Origin of the sequence: Serratia sp. 2C06 (assembly GCF_050037615.1) — a bacterium.
GTDB lineage: Bacteria > Pseudomonadota > Gammaproteobacteria > Enterobacterales > Enterobacteriaceae > Serratia > Serratia ureilytica.
In genome coordinates this window covers 517846-543087 of the sequence record NZ_CP188299.1, presented here as the reverse complement: position 1 = coordinate 543087, position 25242 = coordinate 517846, and the positions used below count along the sequence as shown (strand labels likewise).

Sequence of the window (25242 nt, the reverse complement as noted above, 5' to 3'; positions counted from 1 at the left end):
CGTTTTGCCAAGCCGTTACTGGCGTCAGCGCCAAAGAAAAAGGCCGGTGATTAACCGGCCTTTCGTCAGACGATGCTGCGTGCCTGCTTAGGTTTCCTGCAGACCCAGCTTCTTCTCCAGATAGTGGATGTTGGTGCCACCGTGCTGGAAGTTTTCGTCGTTCATGATCTTCTGCTGCAGCTCAACGTTGGTTTTGATGCCGTCGATGATCAGTTCAGCCAGGGCGTTTTTCATGCGGGCAATCGCCACGTCACGGTTTTCGCCGTAGGTGATCAGTTTGCCGATCATGGAATCATAGTACGGCGGTACGGTATAACCGGCGTAGATATGAGATTCCCAACGCACGCCGAAACCGCCTGGCGCGTGGAAGCGGGTGATCTTGCCCGGGCTCGGCAGGAAGGTGTTCGGATCTTCGGCGTTGATACGGCATTCTACCGCATGGCCGTGGATCTTCACTTCTTCCTGTTTGATCGACAGCGGCTGACCGGCAGCGATGCGCAGCTGCTCTTTGATCAGATCCACGCCGGTGATCATTTCGGTAACCGGGTGCTCTACCTGAATACGGGTGTTCATTTCGATGAAATAGAACTCGCCGTTTTCATACAGGAACTCGAAGGTGCCCGCACCGCGATAGCCGATTTCCACACAGGCTTTCGAGCAGCGCTCGCCGATATAGCGGCGCATTTCGCTGGTGATGCCCGGCGCCGGCGCTTCTTCGACCACTTTCTGGTGGCGACGCTGCATGGAGCAGTCGCGCTCGGCCAGATAGATGGCGTTGCCCTGGCCGTCGGCCAATACCTGAATCTCGATGTGACGCGGATTCTCCAGGTATTTTTCCATGTACACCATGTCGTTGTTGAAAGCCGCTTTGGCTTCCGCTTTCGTCATGTTGATGGACTGCTCCAGGTCTTTGTCGCTGCGCACGACGCGCATGCCGCGGCCGCCGCCGCCGCCGGAGGCCTTGATGATCACCGGATAACCGATGCGCTTGGCGAAGGCACGGTTTTTATCCATGTCATCGGTCAGCGGGCCGTCGGAGCCCGGCACGCATGGCACGCCGGCTTTTTTCATGGCGTTGATCGCGGAAACCTTGTCGCCCATCAGGCGGATGGTTTCGGCTTTCGGGCCGATGAAGATGAAACCGGAGCGTTCAACCTGCTCGGCGAAGTCGGCGTTCTCGGACAGGAAGCCGTAGCCCGGGTGGATCGCCACTGCGCCGGTGATTTCCGCCGCCGAGATGATGGCCGGGATGTTCAGATAGCTTTTTACCGATGGCGCAGGACCGATGCAGACGGTCTCGTCGGCCAGCAGAACGTGTTTCAGATCGCGGTCGGCCGCGGAGTGAACCGCAACGGTCTTGATGCCCAGTTCTTTACAGGCACGCAGGATCCGAAGCGCGATCTCGCCGCGGTTGGCGATAACAATTTTATCAAGCATGGGGGCGCCTCGTTATTCGATGACGACCAGCGGCTCGTCATATTCGACCGGCTGGCCGTTTTCCACCAGGATGGCTTTCACGACGCCGGACTTGTCCGCTTCGATCTGGTTCATCATTTTCATGGCTTCAACGATGCACAGGGTATCGCCGGCGTTCACTTTCTGGCCCACTTCCACGAAAGCTTTCGCGTCCGGGCTTGGGGTGCGGTAGAAGGTGCCTACCATTGGGGAACGAACGACGTGGCCACTCACGGCCGCCGGTGCTGCAGGGGTTTCTGCCGCAGGCGCGGTGGCAACGGCGTTAGCCAGGGCTGGCTGCTGCTGTGCCGGCATCGCGTAGGCCTGCTGCATGACGGGATAAGCCTGCGCCGGTGCGGCACGGCTGATGCGAACCGATTCTTCGCCTTCAGAGATTTCCAGTTCAGAAATGCCTGATTCTTCAACCAGTTCGATCAGTTTCTTGATTTTACGAATATCCATGAGTGTGATTCCGTACTCTTTTTGTGGAGCAATTAGTGGGTTTTCGACAGACGGTTAACCGCTGCCTGTAAAGCGAAAGCGTAGCCATCCGCGCCGAGGCCGCAAATCACGCCTACCGCTACGTCTGAGAGATAAGAGTGATGGCGGAAAGGTTCGCGGGCGTGCACGTTGGACAGGTGGATCTCGATGAACGGGATCTGCACCGCCAGCAACGCATCGCGCAGCGCCACGCTGGTATGCGTGAACGCCGCCGGATTTATCAGAATGAAATCGGTATTGCCGCGCGCCTGATGGATGCGATCGATCAGCTGATGCTCGGCGTTGGACTGCAGATGGCTCAGGGTAATATCCAATGCGGATGCCTGGTTTTCCAATCCGTTAACAATCTCTGTCAGCGTCGTGCTGCCGTACTTCTCCGGCTCACGCGTCCCCAGCAGATTGAGATTGGGGCCGTTCAGAAGCAAAATGTGAAACTTATCCGCCATTGTGCTGGTATCTCCGGCAATAAAACCATCATCGTAGAAAATAACCCGATGTTACCGATTTGTCACCTGTTAAGGGGCAAATTCACCCTGAGAACAGAAACAAGGTCGGGCATTATAACGATATCGTAGCAATTCGCAGCTAAATACTGGTCTTATCAGCGAAGATATTCAACCCCAAATCGACGAACTCGGGGAGCCGTGACAGGAATATGAGCGCTGGAACACAAAAAAAGTTCCCGCCGGCGGCGCGCGTTTTTCAGCGGCAATCCCACGCGCCGCCGCGCGATTCAGCGCCACCAGGCGCGGAATTTCTTGTAACGCAGGCCTAACAGCGCCACCGCCAACAGCGCGTAAATGAACGGCTGGGGTGAAAACGTTTTGACCGACCACAGATAGTGGATGGGCGCGAGGATCGCCGCCAGATAGACGAAGTTGTGCAACGTTTGCCATTTGGCGCCCAGTTTGCGCATCGCCCACAGCGTCGAGGTGGCCGCCAGCGCCAGCAGGATCAACCAGGTGAGGATGCCGAGCGTCAGATACGGGCGGTTCACCAGCTCGCTGCCCAGCAGGCCGAGATTGCTCAGCCCCAGTTCCAGCGTAGAGTAGCTTATCAGGTGCAACGTGCCCCAGGCAAAGCACCACAGCCCGACCAGGCGGCGGCAGCGGATCAGCAGCGGTTGCCGGGCGTAGCGCGCCAGCGGGGCGATAGCCAGCGTGGCCAGCAGCAGTTTCAGCGTCATCCTGCCGGTAAAATGCTGAATGTCCTTGGACGGATCGGCGCTGAACCAGCCCTGATCCACCGCCAACACCAGCCAGAGAAAGGGCAAAAACGCCGCCAGATGCAGGGCGGCTTTCAGCCATTTGATATGAACAGGCGTCAGGCGCACTTAGAAATTCTCCCGCAGGTCCATGCCGCGATACAGCGACGCCACCTGATCGGCATAGCCGTTAAACAGCAGGGTCGGTTGGCGTTTGACGTCGAGTATGCCGCCGGCGCCGATAAAACGCTCGGTGGCCTGCGACCAGCGCGGATGATCGACGTGCGGATTCACGTTGGCGTAAAAACCGTACTCGTTCGGCGCAGATTGGTTCCAGGTGGTCGGCGGCTGATCGCGCACCAAACGGATATGCACGATCGACTTGATGCCTTTGAAGCCGTATTTCCACGGCGTAATCAACCGCAGCGGCGCGCCGTTTTGCGGCGGCAGGGTTTTGCCGTACACGCCGACGGTCAGCAGCGCCAGCGGATGCATCGCCTCGTCCAGCCGCAGCCCTTCGACGTAGGGATATTTCAGGCCGCCGCCGATAAAGCGATCTTTCTGGCCGGGCATCTGTTCCGGATCGTACAGCGTCTGGAAGGCCACGTAGCGCGCGTTGCCGTTCGGCTCGGCCAGCTTGAGAAGCTTGCCCAGCTCGAAACCGATCCACGGCACCACCATCGACCAGGCCTCGACGCAGCGCATGCGATAAATGCGCTGCTCCAGCGGGAAACGCTTCATCAGATCGTCGATATCCAGCGTTATCGGCTTCGCCACTTCGCCGTCGATGCGCACTTTCCAGCCTTCGGTCTTCAGCCCGCCGGCGTTGGCGGCCGGATCGGCCTTGTCGAGGCCGAACTCATAGAAGTTGTTGTAGCCGGTGACCTTGTCTTCCGGCGTCATCGCCAGCTGCGCCTGCCAGGCGGCCGGTTTGCTGAATTCCAGCGCTTTGCCCGGCGGCGCCTTGGGACGATCGTTGCCTTTGAACCACGACAGCAGGTCCGCCTGTGCGCCGGTAGGCAGCGCCAGCGTGGCGGCGGTGATGCCGAGCGCCTGCAGCACTTTGCGCCGCTGGTGGAATACGCTCTCCGGCGTGACGTCGGCCTCGGTCAATTTGGGGTGTTTGTTCATGCTTATGTTCTCCGCGACTGATGCCCGCCGCCCGCGAGCGGTTAACGGGGCTCCATGAAATAAGCATGGCGCTAAAGCCGGCCGGAAGCGAGGGGACGCGGGAAAATATGAAATTTCGCAGACGCCGGTGAGCCCCCCGTCGCCGGGGGGAGTCCGTCAGCGGATTTTCACCAGAGTGCGGCCGGTGATTTGGTTGTTCAGCAGCGCGGCGGCGGTGGCCGGCGCCTGTTCGAGGGTGATTTCGTGCGTGGCCTGCTGATAGAAACTGTCCGGCAGGATGCCGGCCAGCCGTTCCCAGGCGGTTTGGCGGCGATGCAGCGGCGTATGCACCGAATCCACCCCTTGCAGGCGCACATTGCGCAGAATGAACGGCATCACGGTGGTCGGCAACTGATAACCGCCGGCCAGGCCGCAGGCGGCGACGGTGCCGTTATAGTTCATCTGCGCCAGCACCCGGGCCAGCAGTTTGTCGCCGACGGTGTCCACCGCGCCGGCCCACAGCTGTTTCTCCAGCGGACGCGGCGTGTCGATATAGCCATCGCGCGACATCACCTCTTTGGCGCCGAGCGCTTTCAGGTAGTCGGTATTGCTGTCGCGGCCGCTGATGGCGGTCACCCGGTACCCCAGCGCCGCCAGCAGGGCGATGGCGGTGCTGCCCACGCCGCCGCTGGCGCCGGTAACCAAGATATCGCCGTCGTCCGGGTGTACCCCGCCTTCCTCCAGCGCCATCACGCACAGCATGGCGGTAAAGCCGGCGGTGCCGATGATCATCGCCTTGCGCTCATCCAGGCCGTTCGGCAGCGGCACCAGCCACTCGCCGGAGACGCGAGCCTGCTCGGCCAGGCCGCCCCAGTGGTGTTCACCCACGCCCCAGCCGGTGAGCACCACGCTTTGCCCCTCTTTAAAGCGAGCGTCACCGCTGTGGCGCACGGTGCCGGCGAAGTCGATGCCCGGCACCATCGGGAAATGACGCACGATCTTGCCTTTCCCGGTGATCGCCAGCGCATCCTTGTAGTTCAGGCTGGACCAGTTGATGTCGACGGTAACATCGCCTTCCGGCAACCGATCGCTGCCGATATCTTTGATATGAGCCAGAGTTTGGTCGTCTTGTTGTTCCAATAACAGTGCACGCATGTCACTCTTCCTCTCGTTTACACTTTTCTATCAATGGCTGAATCACATTTATTTGACTATATGCATAATAAGCGGCCCAAGTCCTGATAAAGGACAAAAACGGCGCTTGCAGGTTTAATTCCTCAGCAAGGCTTGTTAGGGTTGGACGGCCCCTTTTAGCTAAAGGGTGAACACTCACTTAACCATAGCGGACAAGGCACAGGGATGCGATTTACCACCAAACTCTCTGCATTGATCACTCTGTTGGTCGCGCTGGCGATGTTTTTGATGCTGATGGGATGCTCATACAGCTTCTTTTACGTTACCCAGGATCGCCAGGAGCGTCGCTTTGATTCGCTGGTCACGTCTCTCGATCAAGCCATGTTGCGCGAGTCGCCGCGCGATCAGGAGAAATGGTTGCCGATTGTCATGCGCCCGCTCGGCATTGTGTCGATCCGCGTAGAGGCCGGCGCCAGCAAGCTCCTCGACTATAAATTGCCGACGGCGAAAAAAGAGCCTTGGGATGCGCTGAACGGCTATCGTCAGGTCTCGCGGCCGCTGTTGCAGCACCCGGGCAGTACGCTGCAAATCACCTACCTCGATCCCTTCGCCAGCGATGTGCGCACGTTGCAATCCACGGCCGCCGTCACGCTGTCGATCGTCGTTATGGTGGTGATTTTGCTGTTCAGCCTGCGCTGGCTGCGTGAACAGGCCGACGGCGAGGATCGTCTGGAGCGCCGCGCGCGGCGCATTCTGAACGGCGAGCGCGAAAACGTCATGCAGGGCGACGTGCGCGAATGGCCGGCCAACGTCAGCGGGGCGCTCGACCGCCTGCTGGCCGATCTGGCGGAAGCCCGGGAGGAGCGCAGCCGGGTCGATACGCTGATCCGCGCCTTCGCGGCGCAGGACGCCAAAACCGGGCTGAACAATCGCCTGTTCTTCGATAACCAATTGACCACTCAGCTGGAAGAGGAAGGCTCGCACGGCATCGTGATGATGGTGCGGCTGCCTGATTTCGAGACCCTGCGCGACACGCACGGCAGCGTGGCGGTGCAGGAGCTGATGTATTCGCTGGTCAATCTGCTGTCTACCTTCGTGATGCGCTATCCGTCGGCGCTGCTGGCGCGCTATTTTCACAGCGATTTTACCGTCTTGCTGCCGCATCGCACGCTGAAGGAGGCCGACGGCATCGCCTCACAGCTGGTCAACGCCATCGATGCCTTGCCTTCCACGGCGATGATCGACCGTGAGGCCTTCCTGCACATCGGCATCGTGGCGTACCGCAGCGGCCAGACCACGGAGCAGGTGATCGATTACGCGGAGCAGGCGACGCGGCACGCCACGCTGCAGGGCGAAAACGGTTGGTACGTGTACGACAGCCAGGTGCCGGAAAAGGGGCGCGGCAGCGTCAAGTGGCGCACGCTGCTGGAACAGGTGCTGGCGCGCGGCGGCCCGCGGCTGTATCAGAAACCGGCGGTGACCGTGGAAGGCGAGGTGCACCACCGTGAGATCATGAGCCGAATTTATGACGGCGCCCAGGAATTGCTGCCGGCGGAATATATGCCGCTGGTGGAGCAATTGGGGTTGGCGGAGAGTTACGATCGCCAACAGGTGAGCCGCATCATCCCGTTGCTGGCGCAGTGGCCTGAAGAAACGCTGGCGTTCCCGCTGTGCGTGGACTCGATTTTGCAGCGCTCTTTCCAACGCTGGCTGCGCGATACGCTGTTGCAGTGCGAAAAAAGTCAGCGTCGACGAATTCTGATTGAACTTGCGGAGGCAGATGTGTGTCAACATATCGACCGTTTGCGTCCGGTGCTGAGGTTGCTGTCAGGGCTGGGTTGCCGCCTGGCGGTGTCCAAAGCGGGGTTAACCGTGGTCAGTACGTCCTATATCAAGTCGTTGCAGGTGGAGATCGTCAAGCTCCACCCGGGGTTGGTGCGGAGTATCGATAAGCGGGACGAAAATCAGCTGTTCGTGCAGAGCCTGACCGGCGCCTGCGCGGGCACGCGCGCTCAGGTGTTCGCTGCCAGCGTACGTACGCGCAACGAATGGCAGACGCTGAAAGAGCGTGGGATCCATGGCGGGCAGGGCGACTTTTTCGCGTCGCCGGAACCGATCGACGTGGGGCGTAAAAAATATTCACGTCGTTATCGTGTTTAAGCTGATTGACGGACAAAAATTGACGTAGAATGAGGACCGGATCCATCTGGGCCTCGTTACCGTCTTTTTGGAGTTTTTTCCAAACTGCCTGCGACAACAACGCCTATTTGAGATAGGCTCTTGTCTGCCTTTATCTGGTTGACGTTGGTAGGTGCTTACCACCGGCGGCAATCAGGGAATATGTTAGATTTTATGAGCTGTGTTACGCCGTTTCGTGCGTTGACAGGGTGGTAAACTGAGCCTTTGTTCAGGGAATTCAGGCCTCATCCAATTTCCGTGCATTCGAGCAGAAACAATACAGACTATTTTTCACCGAAGTAGAACGTTTTTGCGCCTTGTCGCTGCTTCGTGTGGTTGGTAAAGTAGGCGGATTTTATTTTCCGCCCCCAGCTTGCAGGATTATCCTTTCGTTATGTTTAAGAAATTTCGTGGCATGTTTTCCAACGACTTGTCCATCGACTTGGGTACCGCCAATACCCTGATTTATGTTAAAGGGCAAGGCATCGTACTGAATGAACCTTCGGTGGTTGCCATTCGCCAGGATCGTGCCGGCTCCCCAAAGAGCGTAGCGGCCGTCGGTCATGACGCCAAACAGATGCTGGGCCGCACCCCCGGCAACATCGCGGCTATTCGCCCGATGAAAGACGGCGTGATCGCCGACTTCTTCGTGACCGAAAAAATGCTGCAGCACTTTATCAAACAGGTTCACAGCAACAGCTTTATGCGCCCAAGCCCGCGCGTGCTGGTCTGTGTGCCGGTCGGCGCAACCCAGGTTGAACGCCGCGCTATCCGCGAGTCCGCCCAAGGGGCCGGCGCGCGTGAAGTGTTCCTGATTGAAGAGCCGATGGCGGCGGCGATCGGTGCAGGCTTGCCGGTTTCCGAAGCGACCGGCTCCATGGTGGTGGATATCGGTGGCGGTACCACTGAAGTGGCGGTGATCTCGCTGAACGGCGTGGTGTACTCCTCTTCCGTGCGCATCGGCGGTGACCGTTTCGATGAAGCCATCATCAATTATGTGCGCCGCAACTATGGCTCGCTGATCGGCGAAGCCACCGCAGAGCGCATCAAGCACGAAATCGGTTCTGCCTATCCGGGCGACGAAGTGCGCGAAATCGAAGTGCGCGGCCGTAACCTGGCTGAAGGCGTACCGCGCGGCTTTACCCTGAACTCCAATGAAATCCTCGAAGCCCTGCAAGAGCCGCTGACCGGCATCGTCAGCGCGGTGATGGTTGCGCTGGAGCAGTGCCCGCCAGAATTGGCCTCCGACATTTCCGAACGCGGCATGGTCTTGACCGGCGGCGGCGCGTTGCTGCGCAACCTCGATCGCCTGCTGATGGAAGAAACCGGCATCCCGGTCGTGGTGGCGGAAGATCCGCTGACCTGCGTGGCGCGCGGCGGCGGCAAGGCGTTGGAAATGATCGACATGCACGGCGGCGATTTGTTCAGCGAAGAATAGTCAGCCCCTGGAAGGAGGAATCGTATCGGATGAATGCGCACAGCGAAAATCGGGTACGGTTCCTCTTTCTGTTGTCGAGGAACTCGCATAATTTATGAAGCCGATTTTTAGCAGGGGGCCTTCCCTGCAACTGCGACTTTTTTTGGCGGTGATCGCGGCCATTGGCCTGATCGTTGCCGACAGCCGGCTCGGCACGTTCGTGAAGATACGTAACTACATGGACACCGCAGTCAGCCCTTTCTATTTTCTGGCCAACGGGCCGCGTAAAGTTTTGGACAGCGTGTCGGAAACGCTGGCCACCCGCCAACAGCTGGAGCTGGAAAACCGAGCTCTGCGGCAGGAACTGCTGCTGAAAAACAGCGATATTCTTCTTCTTGGCCAATTCAAGCAGGAAAACGCCCGCTTGCGCGAGCTGCTGGGTTCCCCGCTGCGCCAGGACGAACACAAGATGGTCACCCAGGTGATCTCCACCGGTTCCGATCCGTATAGCGACCAGGTCGTTATCGACAAAGGGTCGGATAACGGCGTCTATGAAGGCCAGCCGGTGATCAGTGACAAGGGCGTAGTTGGCCAGGTCGTGGCGGTGGCGAAGGTGACCAGCCGCGTGCTGCTGATCTGCGATGCCTCGCACGCGTTGCCGATTCAGGTGCTGCGCAACGATATTCGGGTGATCGCCGCAGGCAGCGGCTGCGCCGACGATCTGCAGCTGGAACACCTGCCGAACAATACCGATATCCGCGTTGGCGACGTGCTGGTGACCTCCGGCCTCGGCGGCCGTTTCCCGGAAGGGTATCCGGTGGCGGTAGTCTCTTCGGTCAAGGTCGACAATCAACGCGCTTACACTGTGATTCAGGCACGGCCGACCGCCGGTCTGCAGCGCTTGCGCTACCTGCTGCTGCTGTGGGGCGCCGATCGCAACGGCGACATGCCGTTGCCGCCGGACGAAGTTCACCGCGTGGCCAATGAGCGCCTGATGCAGATGATGCCGCAGGTGTTGCCGCCTGCCGGTTCGGTCGGGCCGCAGCTGCCGGCGCCGGCCACCGGCGTGGCGCCGCAAACCGTCGCTCCGGCGTCTGCCCAGCCTCCAGCCCAGCCTGCCGCGGCGGGAGTGGTGCAATGAACAGTTACCGCAGCCACGGGCGCTGGATCATCTGGCTGTCGTTCCTGGTGGCGTTGGTGCTGCAAATCATGCCGTGGCCGGAACAGATCTACATGTTCCGGCCTTCGTGGCTGGTGCTGATCCTCATTTACTGGGTGATGGCCTTGCCGCACCGCGTCAACGTCGGCACCGGTTTCGTGCTGGGGTTGATCATGGATCTGATCCTCGGCTCCACGCTGGGCGTGCGCGCGCTGGCGCTGGGCATCATCGCCTACCTGGTGGCGTTCAAATTCCAACTGTTCCGCAATATGGCGCTGTGGCAACAGGCGCTGATCGTCGTGCTGCTGTCGCTGTCGATGGACGTGGTGGTGTTCTGGGCTGAGTTTTTAGTGATCAACGTCTCTTTCCGCCCAGAGGTGTTCTGGAGTAGTGTGGTAAACGGCATTTTGTGGCCGTGGTTATTCCTATTGATGCGCAAAATCCGCCGTCAGTTCGCCGTACAGTAAGGGTATCTCAATGACTTCGCTTTATCTGGCCTCCGGCTCCCCACGTCGACGTGAACTGCTGACCCTGCTGGGCGTATCGTTCGACATCCTGTTGACGCATACCGAAGAGCAGCGCCGGGAAGGCGAAGCCGCAGAAGCCTATGTGCGCCGCCTGGCGCAGGACAAGGCCAAAGCGGGCGTGGCGCTGGCGCAGGAAGATCGGCCGGTGCTGGGCGCCGACACCATCGTGGTGCTCAACGGCCGGGTGCTGGAGAAGCCGCGCGACGAAGCCCATGCGGCACAGATGCTGGCGGCCCTGTCGGGCAAACAGCATCAGGTGATGACGGCGGTGGCGATCGCCGATCGCCAAGACGTGCGTTGCCAGCTGGTGGTGACCGACGTGACGTTCCGCAGCCTGTCGCAACAGGATATCCGCGACTATATTGCTACGGGCGAACCGATGGATAAAGCGGGCGCCTACGGCATTCAAGGAAAGGGTGGTTGTTTCGTCAGAACGATAACCGGGAGTTATCACGCGGTGGTCGGTCTGCCACTGGTCGAAACACATGAGCTGCTCAGTAATTTTGTCGCATTACGTGATGTAAGAACCGGTTGATGGGCGCTGCCATTATCGACCGGCTCTGAGGAGAAGGCATGACAGCTGAGCTACTGGTTAATATCACACCGTCTGAAACGCGGGTCGCCTATATCGATGGCGGCATTCTGCAAGAGATTCATATCGAACGCGAATCCAAACGCGGCATCGTCGGCAATATCTATAAAGGGCGCGTCAGCCGCGTCCTGCCGGGGATGCAGGCGGCGTTCGTCGACATCGGCCTGGACAAGGCCGCCTTCCTGCACGCCTCCGACATCATGCCGCATACCGAATGCGTCGCCGGCGACGAGCGGAAAAACTTCCACGTGCGCGACATCGCCGAGCTGGTGCGCCAGGGGCAAGACCTGATGGTGCAGGTGGTGAAAGATCCGCTCGGCACCAAGGGTGCGCGTCTGACTACCGACATTACGCTGCCTTCGCGCTATCTGGTCTTCATGCCGGGCGCGGCGCACGTCGGCGTGTCGCAGCGCATTGAAAGCGAAGCCGAGCGCGAACGCCTGAAGTCCATCGTTGCGCCGCACTGCGACGAGCTGGGCGGTTTTATCATCCGCACCGCGGCGGAGGGCATCGGCGAGGAGGAGCTGGCGCAGGACGCTGCGTTCCTCAAACGCCTGTGGACCAAGGTGATGGAGCGCAAGAAGCGCAACCAGACCAAATACAAGCTGTACGGCGAGCTGGCGCTGGCGCAGCGCATCCTGCGCGACTTCGCCGGCGCGGCGCTGGATCGCATTCGCGTCGATTCGCGGTTGACGCACGATCTGCTGGTGGAGTTTACCGGCGAGTATATCCCGGACATCACCCGCAAGCTGGAGCTGTATACCGGCAGCCAACCGATTTTCGATCTGTACGATGTGGAAAACGAGATCCAGCGCGCGCTGGAGCGCAAGGTGGAGCTGAAGTCCGGCGGTTATCTGATCATCGATCAGACCGAGGCGATGACCACCGTCGACATCAACACCGGCGCCTTCGTCGGCCACCGCAACCTCGATGAAACCATCTTCAATACCAACATCGAGGCGACGCAAGCCATTGCCCGCCAGCTGCGGCTGCGCAACCTGGGCGGCATCATCATTATCGACTTCATCGATATGAACAACGAAGAGCATCGCCGCCGGGTGCTGCACTCGCTGGAGCAGGCGTTGAGTAAAGATCGGGTAAAAACCACGATCAACGGCTTCTCTCAGCTAGGCTTAGTTGAAATGACGCGTAAACGAACGCGTGAAAGCATTGAACATGTGCTCTGTCACGATTGTCCTACTTGCAATGGGCGCGGCACCGTGAAAACGGTGGAAACCGTGTGCTACGAGATCCTGCGCGAAATTGTGCGCGTGCATCACGCCTACGATTCCGATCGCTTCCTGGTGTACGCCTCCGCGGCGGTCGGCGAAGCGCTGAAGAGCGAAGAGTCGCACGCGCTGGCCGAAGTGGAGATTTTCGTCGGCAAACAGGTGAAGGTGCAGATCGAACCGTTGTACAGCCAGGAGCAGTTCGACGTCGTCATGATGTAGCCCGCCCGACATCGGTAGGGGCCCGGCACGCCGGGCCCGTCAGTGCATAGATATTCCCGTTGCCAGGCAGCGGAGCAAGGAGAACTGCGTGAGGCGACTGCCTGGGATTCTGTTAGCAACAGGCGCCACCCTAATTGTGATTGTGGCGCTGCTGATCAGCGGGCTGCGCCTGATGCTGCCGAAGCTGAACGACTACCGCCCGCAACTGCTGGCGCAGGTGGAGAAGCTGTCCGGCGTGCCCGTGCGGATGGATTTCGTGCAGGGCAGCTGGGAAACGTTCGGCCCGCAGCTTGAAATGCGCAACCTGAGCGCTACGCTGCCCAAAAGCGATGTGCATATCGAGCGCGTGACGCTGGCGTTGGACGTGTGGCAGTCGCTGCTGCACTGGCGCTGGCAGTTCCGCGATCTGACCTTCTACCAATTCCGCCTCGACTTGAACGCCACGCTGGGCGGCGACCAGCAGGGCGAAGGCCTTGAGCCGGGCAAGATCAGCGATCTGATGCTGCGCCAGCTCGATCATTTCGATTTGCGTGACAGCCGTATCTCGTTCCTGACGCCCGCCGGCGCGCGCGCCGAATTTGACATTCCCCAGCTGACCTGGCTCAACGGCCGCGATCGCCACCGCGCCGAGGGGCAGATCAGTCTGTCTACGCTGAACGGCCAACACGGCGTGGTGCAGCTGCGCATGGACCTGCGCGATAATCAGGGCCTGCTGGATACCGGCACGGTCTACCTGCAGGCCGATAACATCGACATGAAACCCTGGTTTACCCGCTGGCTGCGCGCCAACACCGGGCTGGAAAGCGCCGACTTCAGCCTAGCGGCCTGGCTGCAGGTGCAGAACGGCCAGATCGCCGGCGGCAATGCGTTGCTCAAGCAGGGGGCGGCCAACTGGGACACCGGCGCCGCGCAGCACCGGCTGGACGTGGATAATCTGGCGCTGTCGCTGCGCCGCCAGGGCACCGGTTGGCAGCTCGACGTGCCGCAACTGCGTTTGAGCACCGACGGCCAGGCCTGGCCGCAGGGCGGGCTTTCCGCGCTGTGGCTGCCGGAAAACACCGAATTCATGGGGCCGGCGCAGAATGAAGAACTGCGTGTGCGCGCGACTGATATTCAGCTGGAGCGTCTGTCGGCGCTGTTGCCGACCTTCTCGTTCCTCAGCCCGGACGTGCTCGACCGCTGGAACGATCTGCAGCCGCAGGGGCAATTGGAAGCGCTGGCGCTGGACATTCCGCTCAAGCAGCCGGAAAAGAGCCGTTTCCAGGCGCTGTGGCGCGATGTCAGCTGGCAGCGTTGGGAACCGCTGCCGGGCGTTAACCACTTCTCCGGGGCGTTGAGCGGCGGGGTGGAGAACGGCCGCCTGACGCTGGGGCTTACCGACAGCACCCTGCCTTACGGCGACATGTTCCGAGCGCCGCTTGAAGTCAGCCGCGCGCGTGGCGCGCTGACCTGGCGCTATAACGATCAGGGCTGGGAGCTGGCGAGCCAGGGGCTGGACGTCAAGGCGAAGTCGCTGTGGGTCAACGGCGATTTCCGTTATCAGCAGCCGGCCAAGGGCGATCCGTGGCTGAACATCCTGGCGGGCATCCGCCTGTATGACGGCGCCGACGCCTGGCGCTATTTCCCGGAACCGTTGATGGGCAAGCATCTGGTGGACTACCTGAGCGGCGCCATTCAGGGCGGCCAGGTGGATAACGCCACGCTGATTTATTCCGGCGATCCGCAGCACTTCCCGTATCGCAAAAACGAAGGACAGTTCGAAGTCTTCGTACCGCTGCGCCATGCCACCTTCCAGTTCCAACCGGGCTGGCCGGCGCTGACCGATTTGGCGATCGATCTCGATTTCGCCAACGAGGGGCTGTGGATGCATGCGCCGCAAACCCGGTTGGGCAAGGTGGCGGGTAAAAATATCAGCGCGGTGATCCCGGATTACCTGAAAGAGCGATTGCTGATCGACGCCGAAGTCGCAGGTGCGGGCAGCGATGTGCATGACTACTTTATGCAGACGCCGTTGCACGATTCGCTGGGGGCGGCGCTGGAGCAGCTGCAGATCGGCGGCGATGTCAGTGGGCGCTTACATCTAGATATCCCGCTGGACGGCGAGCAGGTCAAAGCCACCGGTGAAGTGGCGCTGAACAATAATTCGTTGCTGATAAAACCGCTGGAAAGCGAGCTGCAGAAGCTCAGCGGCAAATTCCGTTTCAACAACGGCAATCTGGAGAGCGACACCCTGTCGGCCAACTGGTTCGGGCAACCGGTGGCGGTCAACTTCACTACGCAGGAAGGCGAGCGTGACTACAAGGTCAACGTTGGTCTGAAAGGAGACTGGCAGCCGGGCAAGTTCCCCGGCCTGCCGAAAGAGGCAGCCGATGCGCTCAGCGGCAGCGCGCCCTGGCAGAGCCAGGTGGCCATCACGCTGCCGCACCAAGGTTCGGCCAGCTACGATATCGGTCTCGACGCGGATTTGAAGAAAGTGGGCAGTCACTTACCTTCGCCGCTGGACAAGGCGCCGGGAGAGGCGCTGCCGGTGAACGTCAAGGTCAAAGGCGGTTTGAACGGCTTCATGTTGACCGGCAGCGCGGGCAAACAGAACCGTTTCAACAGCGAATGGAACTTCGATAAAAAACAGGTGAATCTGGCGCGCGCCGCCTGGCAAACCAACGGGGGCGGCACGCCGCCGCTGCCGGCCGGTAAGTCGATGACGCTGAATCTGCCGGCGCTGGACGGTGAGCAGTGGCTGGCGCTGCTCGCGCCGGCGCTGAAACAGGGCGGCGGCAGCGGCCAGGTGGGCGGTTTCAGCTTCCCCACCACCGTGGCGCTGACCACGCCGCAGCTGCTGTTGGGCGGCCAGGCCTGGCATAAGCTGACGCTGTCGGCCGAGAAACAGCTTGGCGCTACCCTCGTGAGCGCCAAGAGCGACGAAGTGGACGGCAGCCTGCGGGTGGCCGATCGCGGGCCGTGGCGCGCCGATATCAATTATCTGTATTACAACCCGCAGTTCGCAGAGACGAAAAACACGGCGGGCACGCCACCGCCGTCGACCGAAAAAGTTTCCTTCCGCGACTGGCCTTCGTTGATGTTGCGCTGCAAGTCGTGCTGGGTACTGGGGCAGAACCTCGGCAAGGTCGAGGCGGATCTGACTAATCGGGGCGATACTCTGACGCTGGATCACGGCCTGGTCGATACCGGCCAAGGGCGCATGACCGCCACCGGCCTGTGGAAACAAAACGCGCAGGAAGAGCGCAGCTCGCTGAAAGGCAAGCTGCTCGGCGGCAAGATTGATGAAACCGCCGCCTTCTTTGGCATCACCATTCCGCTCAAGGGAGCGCCTTACGACGTGGATTTCGATCTGTACTGGCATGGCACGCCGTGGCAGCCGCGGGTCGATACGCTGAGCGGCGCGTTGCAGGTCAAAATGGGCAAGGGCGAGATCGACAGCATGGGCGGCGGCCGCGCCGGTCAGCTGCTGCGGCTGGTCAGCTTCGACGCTTTGCTGCGCAAGCTGCAGTTCGACTTCAGCGATACCTTCGGCAAAGGCTTCTACTTTGATTCCATCCGCAGTACCGCCTGGCTGAAAGATGGCATAATGCATACTGATAATCTATTGATCGATGGCTTGGCGGCGGATATTGCTATGAGCGGCCAGATCGATTTGGCGCGCCGCCGCATCGATATGGAAGCGGTGGTGGCGCCGGCGATTTCAGCGACCGTCGGCGTGGCCACGGCGTTTGTCGTTAACCCGATCGTCGGCGCGGCGGTGTTCGCCGCCTCGCAGGTGCTGGGGCCGCTGTGGAGCAAGATTTCGCTGATTCGCTACCATATCGGCGGCGATCTCGACCAGCCGAAGATCAATGAGGTACAGCGTAAGTCAAAGGAGGATAAGGCGTCATGAGGAATGCTAACGTTGCGTTGTTGCAGTTGTGCAGTGGCGATCAGGTGCGCGATAACCTGGCCCAGATTGAACAGCAGATTAAGCAGCTCAATGCCGGGGTAAAACTGGTCATGACGCCGGAGAACGCGCTGCTGTTCGCCAACTCCGCAGCCTACCGCCAACAGGCGGAAAAACAGGGCGATGGCCCGCTGCAGAATGCGGTGCGCGAACTGGCGCGCCGCTATGGCGTGTGGTTGCTGGTGGGCTCGATGCCGCTCGTCAGCCGTGAGAACCCGGAGCTTATCACCACCAGCAGCCTGTTGTTCGACGAGCAGGGCGAGATCCGCGCCCGCTACGACAAGCTGCACATGTTCGATGTGGACATCAACGACGCGCACGGCCATTACCGCGAGTCGGATACCTACCAGCATGGGCAGCACCTGACGGTGGTGGATACGCCGGTCGGGCGTTTGGGCATGACCATATGCTACGATCTGCGCTTCCCCGCGCTGTTCCAGGCGCTGCGGGCGCAGGGCGCCGAACTGATTTCGGTGCCGGCGGCCTTTACGCGGGTAACCGGCGAGGCGCATTGGGAAATCCTGCTGCGTGCCCGAGCGATCGAGAACCAGTGCATGATCCTGGCGCCGGCGCAGGTGGGGCGCCACGGGCCGACCCGTCGCACCTGGGGCCACACGCTGGCCGTCGACGGCTGGGGCAAGGTACTGACCGAGAACCCGGACGCCGTGGCGGCACTGAAGGTGCGCGTGGACGCCGCAAGCCTGAAAAATATTCGTGCGCAGATGCCGGTGCTGCAGCACAACCGATTCCAGACGTCGCTGACGGCGCCGTCTGACAAGTTATCCTCCAATCAAGAGTGAAACCATTATGAGTCTGACGTTTGTCAGTGAGCAGTTACTCGCTACCAACAAGCTGAGTCATCAAGACCTGTACTCGGTACTGGGTCAACTGGCAGAACGCCGTATCGACTACGCCGATCTCTATTTTCAGTCCAGCTATCACGAAGCCTGGGTGATCGAGGACGGCATCATCAAGGATGGCTCTTACAATATCGACCAGGGCGTCGGCGTGCGCGCCGTCAGCGGTGAGAAGACCGGGTTCGCCTATGCCGATCAGATCACTCTGAATGCGCTGCAGCAGAGCGCCCAGGCGGCGCGCAGCATCGTGCGCGAGCAGGGCGACGGGCGGGCGCATACCCTGGGCGAAATCGGTTATCGAGCGCTGTACCCGCTGCTCGATCCGCTGCAAAGCCTGCCGCGCGAAGAGAAAATCGCCCTGTTGCACCGCGTCGACAAGGTGGCGCGCGCCGCCGATGCGCGGGTGCAGGAAGTGAACGCCAGCATCACCGGCGTTTACGAGCAGGTGTTGGTGGCCGCCACCGACGGCACGCTGGCGGCGGACGTTCGCCCGCTGGTGCGCCTTTCCGTCAGCGTGCTGGTGGAGCAGGACGGCAAGCGTGAGCGCGGCTCCAGCGGCGGCGGCGGCCGTTTCGGCTATGACTACTTCCTGGAAACCGTCGACGGCGACGTGCGCGCCGACGCTTACGCTAAAGAAGCGGTGCGCATGGCGCTGGTCAACCTCGGCGCGGTAGCGGCGCCGGCCGGCAATATGCCGGTGGTGTTGGGTGCCGGCTGGCCGGGCGTGCTGCTGCACGAAGCGGTGGGCCATGGCCTGGAAGGCGACTTCAACCGGCGCGGCACCTCGGTGTTCAGCGGCCATATGGGCGAGCGGGTGGCGTCTGAGCTGTGTACCGTGGTGGACGACGGCACCCTGCAAGGGCGCCGCGGTTCGCTGGCGATCGACGACGAAGGCGTGCCGGGCCAGTACAACGTGCTGATCGAAAACGGCGTGCTGAAAGGCTACATGCAGGACAAGCTCAACGCGCGCCTGATGGGCGTCGCGCCGACCGGCAACGGCCGCCGCGAGTCCTACGCGCATCTGCCGATGCCGCGCATGACCAATACCTACATGCTGGCGGGTAAATCGACGCCGGAAGAGATCATCGCCAGTGTTGAGTACGGCCTGTACGCGCCGAACTTTGGCGGCGGCCAGGTGGATATCACCTCCGGCAAGTTCGTGTTCTCCACCACCGAAGCCTATCTGATCGAGAAGGGCCGCATCACTAAACCGGTGAAGGGGGCGACGCTGATCGGCTCCGGCATCGAGGCTATGCAGCAGATCTCGATGGTCGGCAACGATCTGGCGCTCGATAAAGGCGTGGGCGTGTGCGGCAAAGAAGGCCAGAGCGTGCCGGTGGGCGTCGGCCAACCGACGCTGAAACTGGACACGCTCACCGTCGGCGGCACGGCGTAATTTTTCCTCCAGGGGCCACGCGTTGGCCCCTCAATCATGCTCCATTTTGCGGCCTTTCTCGCATTCGTAACGCTAAGCGCGGCAGGACGCCGTAGCCTGCACGATATAATGGAATAAAATTGACGTGGCGAAAAAACAGAGCAATACGATGATGACGCGTCTGGCTATACCCGCCCGGCGTTGGCTGCTGGCGCTGGGCGTCCTGTCCCTGACGGGCTGCGCCCGCTCCGATGCGCTGTGGGGCGTAGTCGATAAGCTTTGCATGGCCAATTATCAGCAAAAGCGCGATCCGGCGCCCTGTGAGCAGATTTATATGCCGCAGGGGAAGGCCCAGGGCTTCAGCGTGCTGCAAAATCCGCGTTACCCCTATCATTTTATTCTGGTTCCGACGGCGCCGCTCTCCGGCATCGAAAGCCCGCAGCTGTTGGCCGGGGAACGGACGGACTATTTTGGCTATGCCTGGCTGATGCGTTATCGGCTGGCCGCCGAATATGGCGGGCCGGTGCCGGATGATATGTTGGGCATGGCGATCAACTCCGCATACGGCCGCAGCCAAAACCAATTGCATATTCACCTGACCTGTCTGCGTGAGGACGTGCGGCGTCAATTGCAGGCGGAACGCCCCTACATACAGGAACAATGGCGGCCCTTGCCGGATAAGCTGTTGCGCCACACCTACTACGCGCGCCGCGTGATGCAGCCAACCGCGATGGGCGTTTACCCGATTAAGGATCTGGCGGATTATTTCCATCTGTCGCCGCCGCAGATGGCGGAATATGGCGTGGCGTTAGTGCCCACTACGTTTGGCGGCCAACGGGGGTTTATTTTGCTGGCCTCGAAGCGCGGCTGGGACGTCGGCAATCGCGCTTCGGTAGAGTCGCTGCTGGATAAAGAGTGCGCGATTTTGCCGCGTTAATTTTGCTACATAAAATGACGCAGGTGAGAGCGGCGAGGCATCGCTCTCACCTCGTTGTCCCTACCTGAACCGCGCATCCCGCGCAAACAGAAAAGCGGCTTCCCGCTGGCGAGCATCGGCTTGTGCCTGATCCCCCTGATAGCGCAAGATCATGATCAGCGTGGCGTAGACGTTGGCGTCGATGCGGTGCTGCAGATAGGCATTGGCCCACTGCTGATAGCCGGTCAACAGGGCATCATCGCGCGTTTGGTTATAGACCAGCAGCGCGTGAGATTGCTCGTCGAAGGTTTTGCGCTCCCGGTAGATCCAGGCGGCCGGCGGCGGCATCTGCTCGATGCTGTCGATGTTGGCCAGCATAGTGCGCTCCGACTGAGTGAGCGCCATGCGCCCTTGCCAGGCGAAGGCCGCCATCACCAGCACGCCGAGCGCCGCAAGCGCCACCGGCAGGCTCAGGGCTTTGGCGAACGGCAGCGGGCGGGGCTCGCCGGTTTGGCCGTCCAGCAGCGCCAGCAGCAGCAGAAACGCCAGCCAGTGCGGCGCAGACAGATAGAAAGGGTATTCCAGCTGAGTGTGTATCAGCATCGGCAGCAGCACCAGGAACAGGCCGACGCGCGCACCGTTCTGCTGTTCTCGATCCCGTTGCCAGGCGCTTTTCAGCAGCCGTACGCCGGCGGCAAGGACGATAGCGATACCCGCCAGCGCCGTCAGGCCGCCCTCGACCCACCACAGCAGGATTTCATTGTGCGGATGCCCGGCGACTTCCAGCACTTCTCTCCAGGGCATTGTCTGCAGGCGGAAGTGCGCGAAGCTGTATTCAAAGCCGCCGTAGCCCCAGCCCAGCAGCGGCTTGGCCAGGATCATGGCGCCGACGTCGTGCAGCATGGTCAGGCGCGCGCTGTTGGAAAGCTCCCGTCCGATCAGGCCAGCGCGGCCATCCAGACCAAAACCGGTGAACAGCACCGTCAGACCGATCGCGGCGCCCAGCAGCAGCGCGCCGCCGGCCCAGCGGCTTGCGGCCGGGCGTTGGCGGGCAAAGCGCCACAGCAGCAGCGCCGCCGCCAATGCGGCCCCCAACCAGGCGGCGCGCGACTGGATCAGCACCAGCAGGGCGGAGAAAGCGGCCAGCAGCGCGAGCAGCGGGATTTGCCGCCGTGTCGGCGCAGAGAAGGGAGCCAGCAGCAGCCAGAGCGCCAAAGCCAGCCCGGTGGCGATAAAGCTGCCCAGCACGTTCGGCTGCTGAAAGACGCCGTAGACCCGGCCGCCGTTAGGGGATACCCAGGCCAGCGCGGGGGCGAACAGCTGTAAAGCCGCCAACAACGCCTGAATGCCGACGGCAAACAACAGGCCGAACAGCAGCAGCTCGCGCTGCCGTGCGGTGACGCGCAGCTGCAGGCAGGCGACATAGAACAACCAACCGCCGAGCAAACCGGCGCAGCGCCACAGGGCGTCTTCGCGCCATTCGGGGCGGGTATACAGCAACGGCAGCGCCAGCACGGCGATGCCGAGCAGCAACAGGCGCGCGGTGGGCGTGAGCGAAAGGTGGATGCGACCCAGGCAAACGGTAAACGTCACGATCAGCGTAGTGAGCGCCATGACGCCCCAGGCCAGAATGTTTTGCGGCAGCGCCAGACCGTCGCCGCCCATGTTGGGATGATAGACCGGCAGGACCGCCGCCATCCAGATCAGCAGCAGGGGCAGCACGGCGATGGTCGCTGCGTTAGCGGGAGATTTATCGGCCATGGTTAACCTGCCAAGGCCTGATAGCGTTTATTAAATGCATGCTTTGATTATTCCCTATCCTTTATCCTGGTGTTGAAATGCGTGTAATGTTGAAATCGAAAATGTCTCACGGGAAATTTAAACCGTCTTTATGGTAAAGCGATAAATAATATTTGCCCTGAGAATGCGCGAGGCTGTTTGCCCAAAGAAAGGTTAAGCCGTATTTTTCACTCGCAAAAGGCATTTTTGTTGTTTGCAAAAACAGACGCGCTATTTTCTCAAATCTATTGTGATTCAGTCAATTTTTAATCTTAATGTTGTTTTTATTAATTAAAATCAATGGGTTGTTTGTGGTTCTTGCGTGTGTGGATATCGTGGGGTATCCCGGCAACGGCCTAGATTGGCAGGCAGTGTGAAGAATAAAAGAGGTATCTGCTTGTTTAATTGATGCCGTCAATGGCGGCGTGACGGTGGAGATTTACTTCATCGTTTTCCATTGCTGATTTTTAAATTCAATGTGATTTTCATGGTTTTAATTTTATTAAGATTCTTCCTGTCTTTATCTGTTTTTTTAAATTTTCATGAAATAATTTATTATTAGGATTGTTCTGCTGCATTGGAAATAAAAGCGGTTATGACTTGAGCCTCCCCGTTGCCGCGGCAGAATACAGACTAACGCGCCTGCCCAAGCGCGTTAATCTCGTCTCTTGTGCGCTTACTCCACGTCGCCGATCCGCTCCAGCGCATCCACCACCAGATCCCAGAATTTATCCTGATCCAGTTTGACCGCGACCTGGGTGTGGCAGTCCGGCGGCGGCGGCGCGCGGAAGTCCGCGACCGTCATGCCCAACGTCAGGGTGCCGGTCAGCTCGATATCCACCGGCACTTTGCGCACCGACATAACGCTCGGATCGATCACATAGGCCACTGCGCAAGGATCGTGCACCGGCGGGGCGCTGAAGCCCTGCGCCTGTTGGTACATACGGCCAAAGAATGCCAGCAGTTCGCCGACGAAGGTGGCCGGCCGGGTGCCGAGGGTGGCGATGCGTTCGCAGACTGCCGGCGTGGCCAGCGCCTGGTGGGTGAGATCCAGCCCGACCATGGTCAGCGGCCATTTTTCATTGAACACGATGTGCGCCGCCTCGGGATCGATTTTGATATTGAACTCCGCCACCGCGCTCCAGTTGCCCACATGATAGCCGCCGCCCATCAGCACCACTTCCTTGACCCGCTCGGCAATGCGCGGCTCTTTACGCACCGCCATGGCGATATTGGTCAGGCCGCCGGTCGGCACCAGCGTCACGCTGCCGGGCGGGTGGGCCATCACGGTATCGATGATCAGATCCACCGCGTGGCGCGAGTCCAGCTGCAGGTGAGGCTCCGGCAGCACCGGGCCATCGAGGCCGGAGTCGCCGTGAATGTCGGGTGCCACTTCGATATTGCGCACCAGCGGGCGCGGGCAGCCGGCGGCGAAGGGCACGCCGGTGATATTGGCGATGCGCGCCACCGCGAGGGCGTTGCGCGTCACTTTGTCCAGCGTTTGGTTACCCACCACGGTGGTGACCGCCAGCAGGTCGATCTGCGGATTGCCCCAGGCCAGCAGCAGGGCGATGGCGTCGTCATGCCCCGGGTCACAGTCCAGTATGATTTTTTTCATGGTTATTCCTGATGCAGGGAGAGGTGCCCGCAGCATAACGCAGCGCAGCGGCGTGGGATAATGCCGATGATGCTTTTGTTAACGGCATCAAAGCCTTGCCATTATTACGATGTAATGAAACGTAAATCCTCATCGCCGGGCTTTACCCTGGAGTTTACTCCAGGGTTTACAGTGAGCTTCAGCGTGAATGCACAGAGGAGAGGCGGGATGAGCTTACTGAAAAGGTTGTTGGGGCAAGGCGGTATTAACGGCGGTCATCGGCGCGCGGGCCACGGCGGTGGCCACCATGGCAACCGCTATAGCCAGCATGGCGAACAGGGGCCGCAGTGCCCGGAATGCCGGGCCGTGAATAAGCCGGGCGCGCGTTATTGTCACCGCTGCGGCCAGCCGTTTGCTGCGGTGAGCGCCACCTGCGGACAGTGCGCCGCGCCGTTGCCGCCGGGCAGCCGCTTTTGTCCGCAGTGCGGCGGCGGTGTGCCGTGAATCGGGGCGGCTGGACGGTCGCGCTGCTGCTCGGCGCCATGGCGCTGTGGACGTTGCTGGCCTGGGGCGTATCCGGCCTGCTGACCTGGCTGCCGACGTTGGCGGAGGCGGCCGGAAACGCAACGTTGCCGGTGAACGGTGCGCTGAGCCTGGTGCCGCAGACGGTGTTGGACACTTGGCTGCCGTGGCTGAAACAGCTGGGCAGCGGGCTGGCGAGCTATTTTCCTCTGCTGCTGGCCTGGGCGGGCTACGCCGTCTGGCTGCTGTGGGGCATCGGCATGTTGGCGCTGATGCTGCTGGCCGCGCTGGCGCGCCGCTATTTAAGCGCTGCTCAGCGATAACCCTGATAGACCGCCGCTACGCGTTCGAAATAGTCGGTTAAATAGTTGATGCACACCTGTACCTTCAGCGGCAGTTTGTCCTTCTCGGTATAGAGCGCGTAGATCGGCCGCGGATCCGAATGGTAGCTTTTGAACAGGATCTCGATCTCGCCGCGTTTGATCTCTTCGATCACCCACATCAGCGGGGCGTAGGCGATGCCGGCGCCGTTTTTCAGCCAACGGATCATGGTGGAGGAGTCGTTGGTGACGAAGCGCCCCTGCGGGGAAATGCGCGTGGTGATGCCTTCCGGCGACATCAGTTCGAATTCGCTGTCGGGCCGCACGCTGTACTCCAGCCAGGAAAAGTTGACCATGTCGCTCGGCTTCTGTGGCGTGCCGTGCTGGCTCAGGTAGCTTTTGGCGGCGCACACCACCATCGGCATCTGCCCCAGGCGGCGCGAGAACAGACTCGAGTCTTGCAGCGCGCCGGTGCGGATCACCAGATCCAGACCGTCGGTGATCAGATCCGGCGCCGGTATGCCGGTCACCAGGTTGACCGTCAGACCCGGGTACTCTTTCATCATCTCGGCGGTCATGTTCGCCAGCACGTTTTGCGCCATGGTGGACGAGCTGCCGATGCGCAGCGTGCCGGCGGGCGTATTGTTAAACGCGTACAGCTGCTCATGCACTTCGCTGACTTCCTGCAGCATGCGTCGGCAGCCCTGATAGTAAATCTTGCCGGCCTCGGTCAGGCCGATGCTGCGCGTGCTGCGGTTCAACAGCTTGACCTGCAGCTCATTTTCCAGTTTCGAGACGGTTTGGCTGATCGATGAAACGCTCATGTCGAGTTGACGCGCGGCCGCGGTAAACGACCCGAACTCAACCACTTTGGCGAATACCGACATGCGTTTTAATCTTTCCATTATTCACTCTGGCTTAAAAGTGATTTAGATCACAGATTGTTGATGCCTTGATAGTAAGCAGGCTAATATAACGTGGTCGGGTGAATAGACCTCACCAACGTGCGAGAGCGAGCGGCGACGTCATCCTGCCGCTCCTCCGGCACCCTCGCAATCCCTGTCGTGGATGTCTGCCCCAAAGTTTAACCTTTTTTCGGGTTCGTGACCTGGACAAGCTGCCTGGTCAAGATTTGTGGCGCGCGCACGCTAAAATGTAAAGAGAATGTGAATGGCGAGACCTGTCTTTCCCCGGCGCAG

At 60.6% G+C, this 25242-nt stretch carries 21 protein-coding genes; 12 read left to right on the top strand and 9 right to left on the bottom strand.

The annotated features are described in order from the left end of the window. Positions 1 to 87: 87 nt before the first annotated feature. The 6 genes from accC to ACP3TA_RS02960 all read right to left on the bottom strand — a co-directional run bounded on the left by accC (position 88) and on the right by ACP3TA_RS02960 (position 5425). Positions 88 to 1437, bottom strand: a complete 1350-nt coding sequence (accC, locus tag ACP3TA_RS02985) for an acetyl-CoA carboxylase biotin carboxylase subunit (protein ID WP_033651233.1) — start codon at positions 1435 to 1437, stop codon at positions 88 to 90. A 12-nt stretch (positions 1438 to 1449) separates the two neighbouring features. Beyond that, complete coding sequence (gene accB / locus ACP3TA_RS02980) at positions 1450 to 1917, bottom strand: acetyl-CoA carboxylase biotin carboxyl carrier protein (protein ID WP_033636178.1); 468 nt, start codon at positions 1915 to 1917, stop codon at positions 1450 to 1452. A gap of 32 nt (positions 1918 to 1949) precedes the next feature. Beyond that, positions 1950 to 2402 (bottom strand): type II 3-dehydroquinate dehydratase, encoded by a 453-nt coding sequence (aroQ, locus tag ACP3TA_RS02975; protein ID WP_004936891.1) that lies wholly within the window; start codon positions 2400 to 2402, stop codon positions 1950 to 1952. A 287-nt stretch (positions 2403 to 2689) separates the two neighbouring features. Next, complete coding sequence (gene msrQ / locus ACP3TA_RS02970; RefSeq protein WP_016930241.1) at positions 2690 to 3289, bottom strand: protein-methionine-sulfoxide reductase heme-binding subunit MsrQ; 600 nt, start codon at positions 3287 to 3289, stop codon at positions 2690 to 2692. Further along, positions 3290 to 4291 (bottom strand): protein-methionine-sulfoxide reductase catalytic subunit MsrP, encoded by a 1002-nt coding sequence (gene msrP / locus ACP3TA_RS02965; RefSeq protein ID WP_069100230.1) that lies wholly within the window; start codon positions 4289 to 4291, stop codon positions 3290 to 3292. Between the two features lie 156 nt (positions 4292 to 4447). Next, positions 4448 to 5425, bottom strand: a complete 978-nt coding sequence (locus tag ACP3TA_RS02960) for an MDR family oxidoreductase (RefSeq protein ID WP_033644448.1) — start codon at positions 5423 to 5425, stop codon at positions 4448 to 4450. A 204-nt stretch (positions 5426 to 5629) separates the two neighbouring features. Between ACP3TA_RS02960 and csrD the strand changes: the two genes are divergently transcribed. The 10 genes from csrD (at position 5630) to ACP3TA_RS02910 (ending at position 19846) form a co-directional block, all read left to right on the top strand. Continuing rightward, positions 5630 to 7564: an RNase E specificity factor CsrD gene (csrD, locus tag ACP3TA_RS02955; RefSeq protein ID WP_033644450.1), complete on the top strand. Its 1935-nt coding sequence runs from the start codon at positions 5630 to 5632 to the stop codon at positions 7562 to 7564. Between the two features lie 412 nt (positions 7565 to 7976). Then, a complete protein-coding gene (gene mreB, locus ACP3TA_RS02950) occupies positions 7977 to 9020 on the top strand; it encodes a rod shape-determining protein MreB (protein ID WP_003855260.1) in 1044 nt (347 codons plus the stop codon). 94 nt (positions 9021 to 9114) lie between these two features. Continuing rightward, on the top strand, positions 9115 to 10140 hold the full coding sequence (gene mreC / locus ACP3TA_RS02945; RefSeq protein ID WP_033644451.1) for a rod shape-determining protein MreC: 1026 nt from the start codon (positions 9115 to 9117) through the stop codon (positions 10138 to 10140). After that, complete coding sequence (gene mreD / locus ACP3TA_RS02940; protein WP_004936918.1) at positions 10137 to 10625, top strand: rod shape-determining protein MreD; 489 nt, start codon at positions 10137 to 10139, stop codon at positions 10623 to 10625. The genes mreC and mreD overlap by 4 nt, the downstream gene beginning before the upstream one ends. Positions 10626 to 10635: 10 nt before the next feature. Beyond that, positions 10636 to 11220: a Maf family protein gene (locus ACP3TA_RS02935; RefSeq protein WP_033644452.1), complete on the top strand. Its 585-nt coding sequence runs from the start codon at positions 10636 to 10638 to the stop codon at positions 11218 to 11220. 38 nt (positions 11221 to 11258) lie between these two features. Further along, on the top strand, positions 11259 to 12728 hold the full coding sequence (gene rng, locus ACP3TA_RS02930) for a ribonuclease G (protein ID WP_019453170.1): 1470 nt from the start codon (positions 11259 to 11261) through the stop codon (positions 12726 to 12728). Positions 12729 to 12816: 88 nt separating this feature from the next. Then, on the top strand, positions 12817 to 16620 hold the full coding sequence (gene yhdP, locus ACP3TA_RS02925; RefSeq protein ID WP_426784495.1) for an AsmA2 domain-containing protein YhdP: 3804 nt from the start codon (positions 12817 to 12819) through the stop codon (positions 16618 to 16620). After that, positions 16617 to 17477, top strand: coding sequence for a deaminated glutathione amidase (gene nit1 / locus ACP3TA_RS02920; protein ID WP_206196494.1), 861 nt, complete (start codon positions 16617 to 16619; stop codon positions 17475 to 17477). The genes yhdP and nit1 overlap by 4 nt, the downstream gene beginning before the upstream one ends. Before the next feature lie 7 nt (positions 17478 to 17484). Continuing rightward, entirely contained in the window at positions 17485 to 18930 is a 1446-nt protein-coding gene (tldD, locus tag ACP3TA_RS02915) for a metalloprotease TldD (protein WP_033651236.1), read from the top strand. Positions 18931 to 19081: 151 nt separating this feature from the next. Further along, entirely contained in the window at positions 19082 to 19846 is a 765-nt protein-coding gene (locus tag ACP3TA_RS02910) for a CDP-diacylglycerol diphosphatase (RefSeq protein WP_033644908.1), read from the top strand. Positions 19847 to 19906: 60 nt separating this feature from the next. Here the strand turns inward: ACP3TA_RS02910 and ACP3TA_RS02905 are convergent, their stop codons facing one another. Then, complete coding sequence (locus ACP3TA_RS02905; protein ID WP_206196495.1) at positions 19907 to 21586, bottom strand: PglL family O-oligosaccharyltransferase; 1680 nt, start codon at positions 21584 to 21586, stop codon at positions 19907 to 19909. Positions 21587 to 22280: 694 nt separating this feature from the next. Continuing rightward, a complete protein-coding gene (locus ACP3TA_RS02900; protein WP_046687885.1) occupies positions 22281 to 23222 on the bottom strand; it encodes a nucleoside hydrolase in 942 nt (313 codons plus the stop codon). Positions 23223 to 23429: 207 nt separating this feature from the next. On the opposite strand from ACP3TA_RS02900, the gene ACP3TA_RS02895 reads away from it, so the two are divergent. After that, positions 23430 to 23705, top strand: a complete 276-nt coding sequence (locus ACP3TA_RS02895; RefSeq protein ID WP_033644459.1) for a zinc ribbon domain-containing protein — start codon at positions 23430 to 23432, stop codon at positions 23703 to 23705. Then, positions 23702 to 24046, top strand: coding sequence for a hypothetical protein (locus tag ACP3TA_RS02890; RefSeq protein ID WP_033644460.1), 345 nt, complete (start codon positions 23702 to 23704; stop codon positions 24044 to 24046). The genes ACP3TA_RS02895 and ACP3TA_RS02890 overlap by 4 nt, the downstream gene beginning before the upstream one ends. Here ACP3TA_RS02890 and aaeR read toward each other — a convergent pair. After that, positions 24037 to 24948: an HTH-type transcriptional activator AaeR gene (aaeR, locus tag ACP3TA_RS02885; protein WP_004936950.1), complete on the bottom strand. Its 912-nt coding sequence runs from the start codon at positions 24946 to 24948 to the stop codon at positions 24037 to 24039. The genes ACP3TA_RS02890 and aaeR overlap by 10 nt on opposite strands. Positions 24949 to 25242: the final 294 nt, after the last annotated feature.

Coding starts and splice junctions, on each gene's coding strand:
- mreD (WP_004936918.1), top strand. CDS start 10,137: ATGAACAGTTACCGCAGCCACGGGCGCTGGATCATCTGGCTGTCGTTC.
- ACP3TA_RS02905 (WP_206196495.1), bottom strand. CDS start 21,586: ATGGCCGATAAATCTCCCGCTAACGCAGCGACCATCGCCGTGCTGCCC.
- aroQ (WP_004936891.1), bottom strand. CDS start 2,402: ATGGCGGATAAGTTTCACATTTTGCTTCTGAACGGCCCCAATCTCAAT.
- nit1 (WP_206196494.1), top strand. CDS start 16,617: ATGAGGAATGCTAACGTTGCGTTGTTGCAGTTGTGCAGTGGCGATCAG.
- ACP3TA_RS02895 (WP_033644459.1), top strand. CDS start 23,430: ATGAGCTTACTGAAAAGGTTGTTGGGGCAAGGCGGTATTAACGGCGGT.
- ACP3TA_RS02960 (WP_033644448.1), bottom strand. CDS start 5,425: ATGCGTGCACTGTTATTGGAACAACAAGACGACCAAACTCTGGCTCAT.
- msrP (WP_069100230.1), bottom strand. CDS start 4,291: ATGAACAAACACCCCAAATTGACCGAGGCCGACGTCACGCCGGAGAGC.
- ACP3TA_RS02935 (WP_033644452.1), top strand. CDS start 10,636: ATGACTTCGCTTTATCTGGCCTCCGGCTCCCCACGTCGACGTGAACTG.
- tldD (WP_033651236.1), top strand. CDS start 17,485: ATGAGTCTGACGTTTGTCAGTGAGCAGTTACTCGCTACCAACAAGCTG.
- aaeR (WP_004936950.1), bottom strand. CDS start 24,948: ATGGAAAGATTAAAACGCATGTCGGTATTCGCCAAAGTGGTTGAGTTC.
- accB (WP_033636178.1), bottom strand. CDS start 1,917: ATGGATATTCGTAAAATCAAGAAACTGATCGAACTGGTTGAAGAATCA.
- accC (WP_033651233.1), bottom strand. CDS start 1,437: ATGCTTGATAAAATTGTTATCGCCAACCGCGGCGAGATCGCGCTTCGG.
- rng (WP_019453170.1), top strand. CDS start 11,259: ATGACAGCTGAGCTACTGGTTAATATCACACCGTCTGAAACGCGGGTC.
- mreB (WP_003855260.1), top strand. CDS start 7,977: ATGTTTAAGAAATTTCGTGGCATGTTTTCCAACGACTTGTCCATCGAC.
- mreC (WP_033644451.1), top strand. CDS start 9,115: ATGAAGCCGATTTTTAGCAGGGGGCCTTCCCTGCAACTGCGACTTTTT.
- csrD (WP_033644450.1), top strand. CDS start 5,630: ATGCGATTTACCACCAAACTCTCTGCATTGATCACTCTGTTGGTCGCG.
- ACP3TA_RS02900 (WP_046687885.1), bottom strand. CDS start 23,222: ATGAAAAAAATCATACTGGACTGTGACCCGGGGCATGACGACGCCATC.
- ACP3TA_RS02910 (WP_033644908.1), top strand. CDS start 19,082: ATGACGCGTCTGGCTATACCCGCCCGGCGTTGGCTGCTGGCGCTGGGC.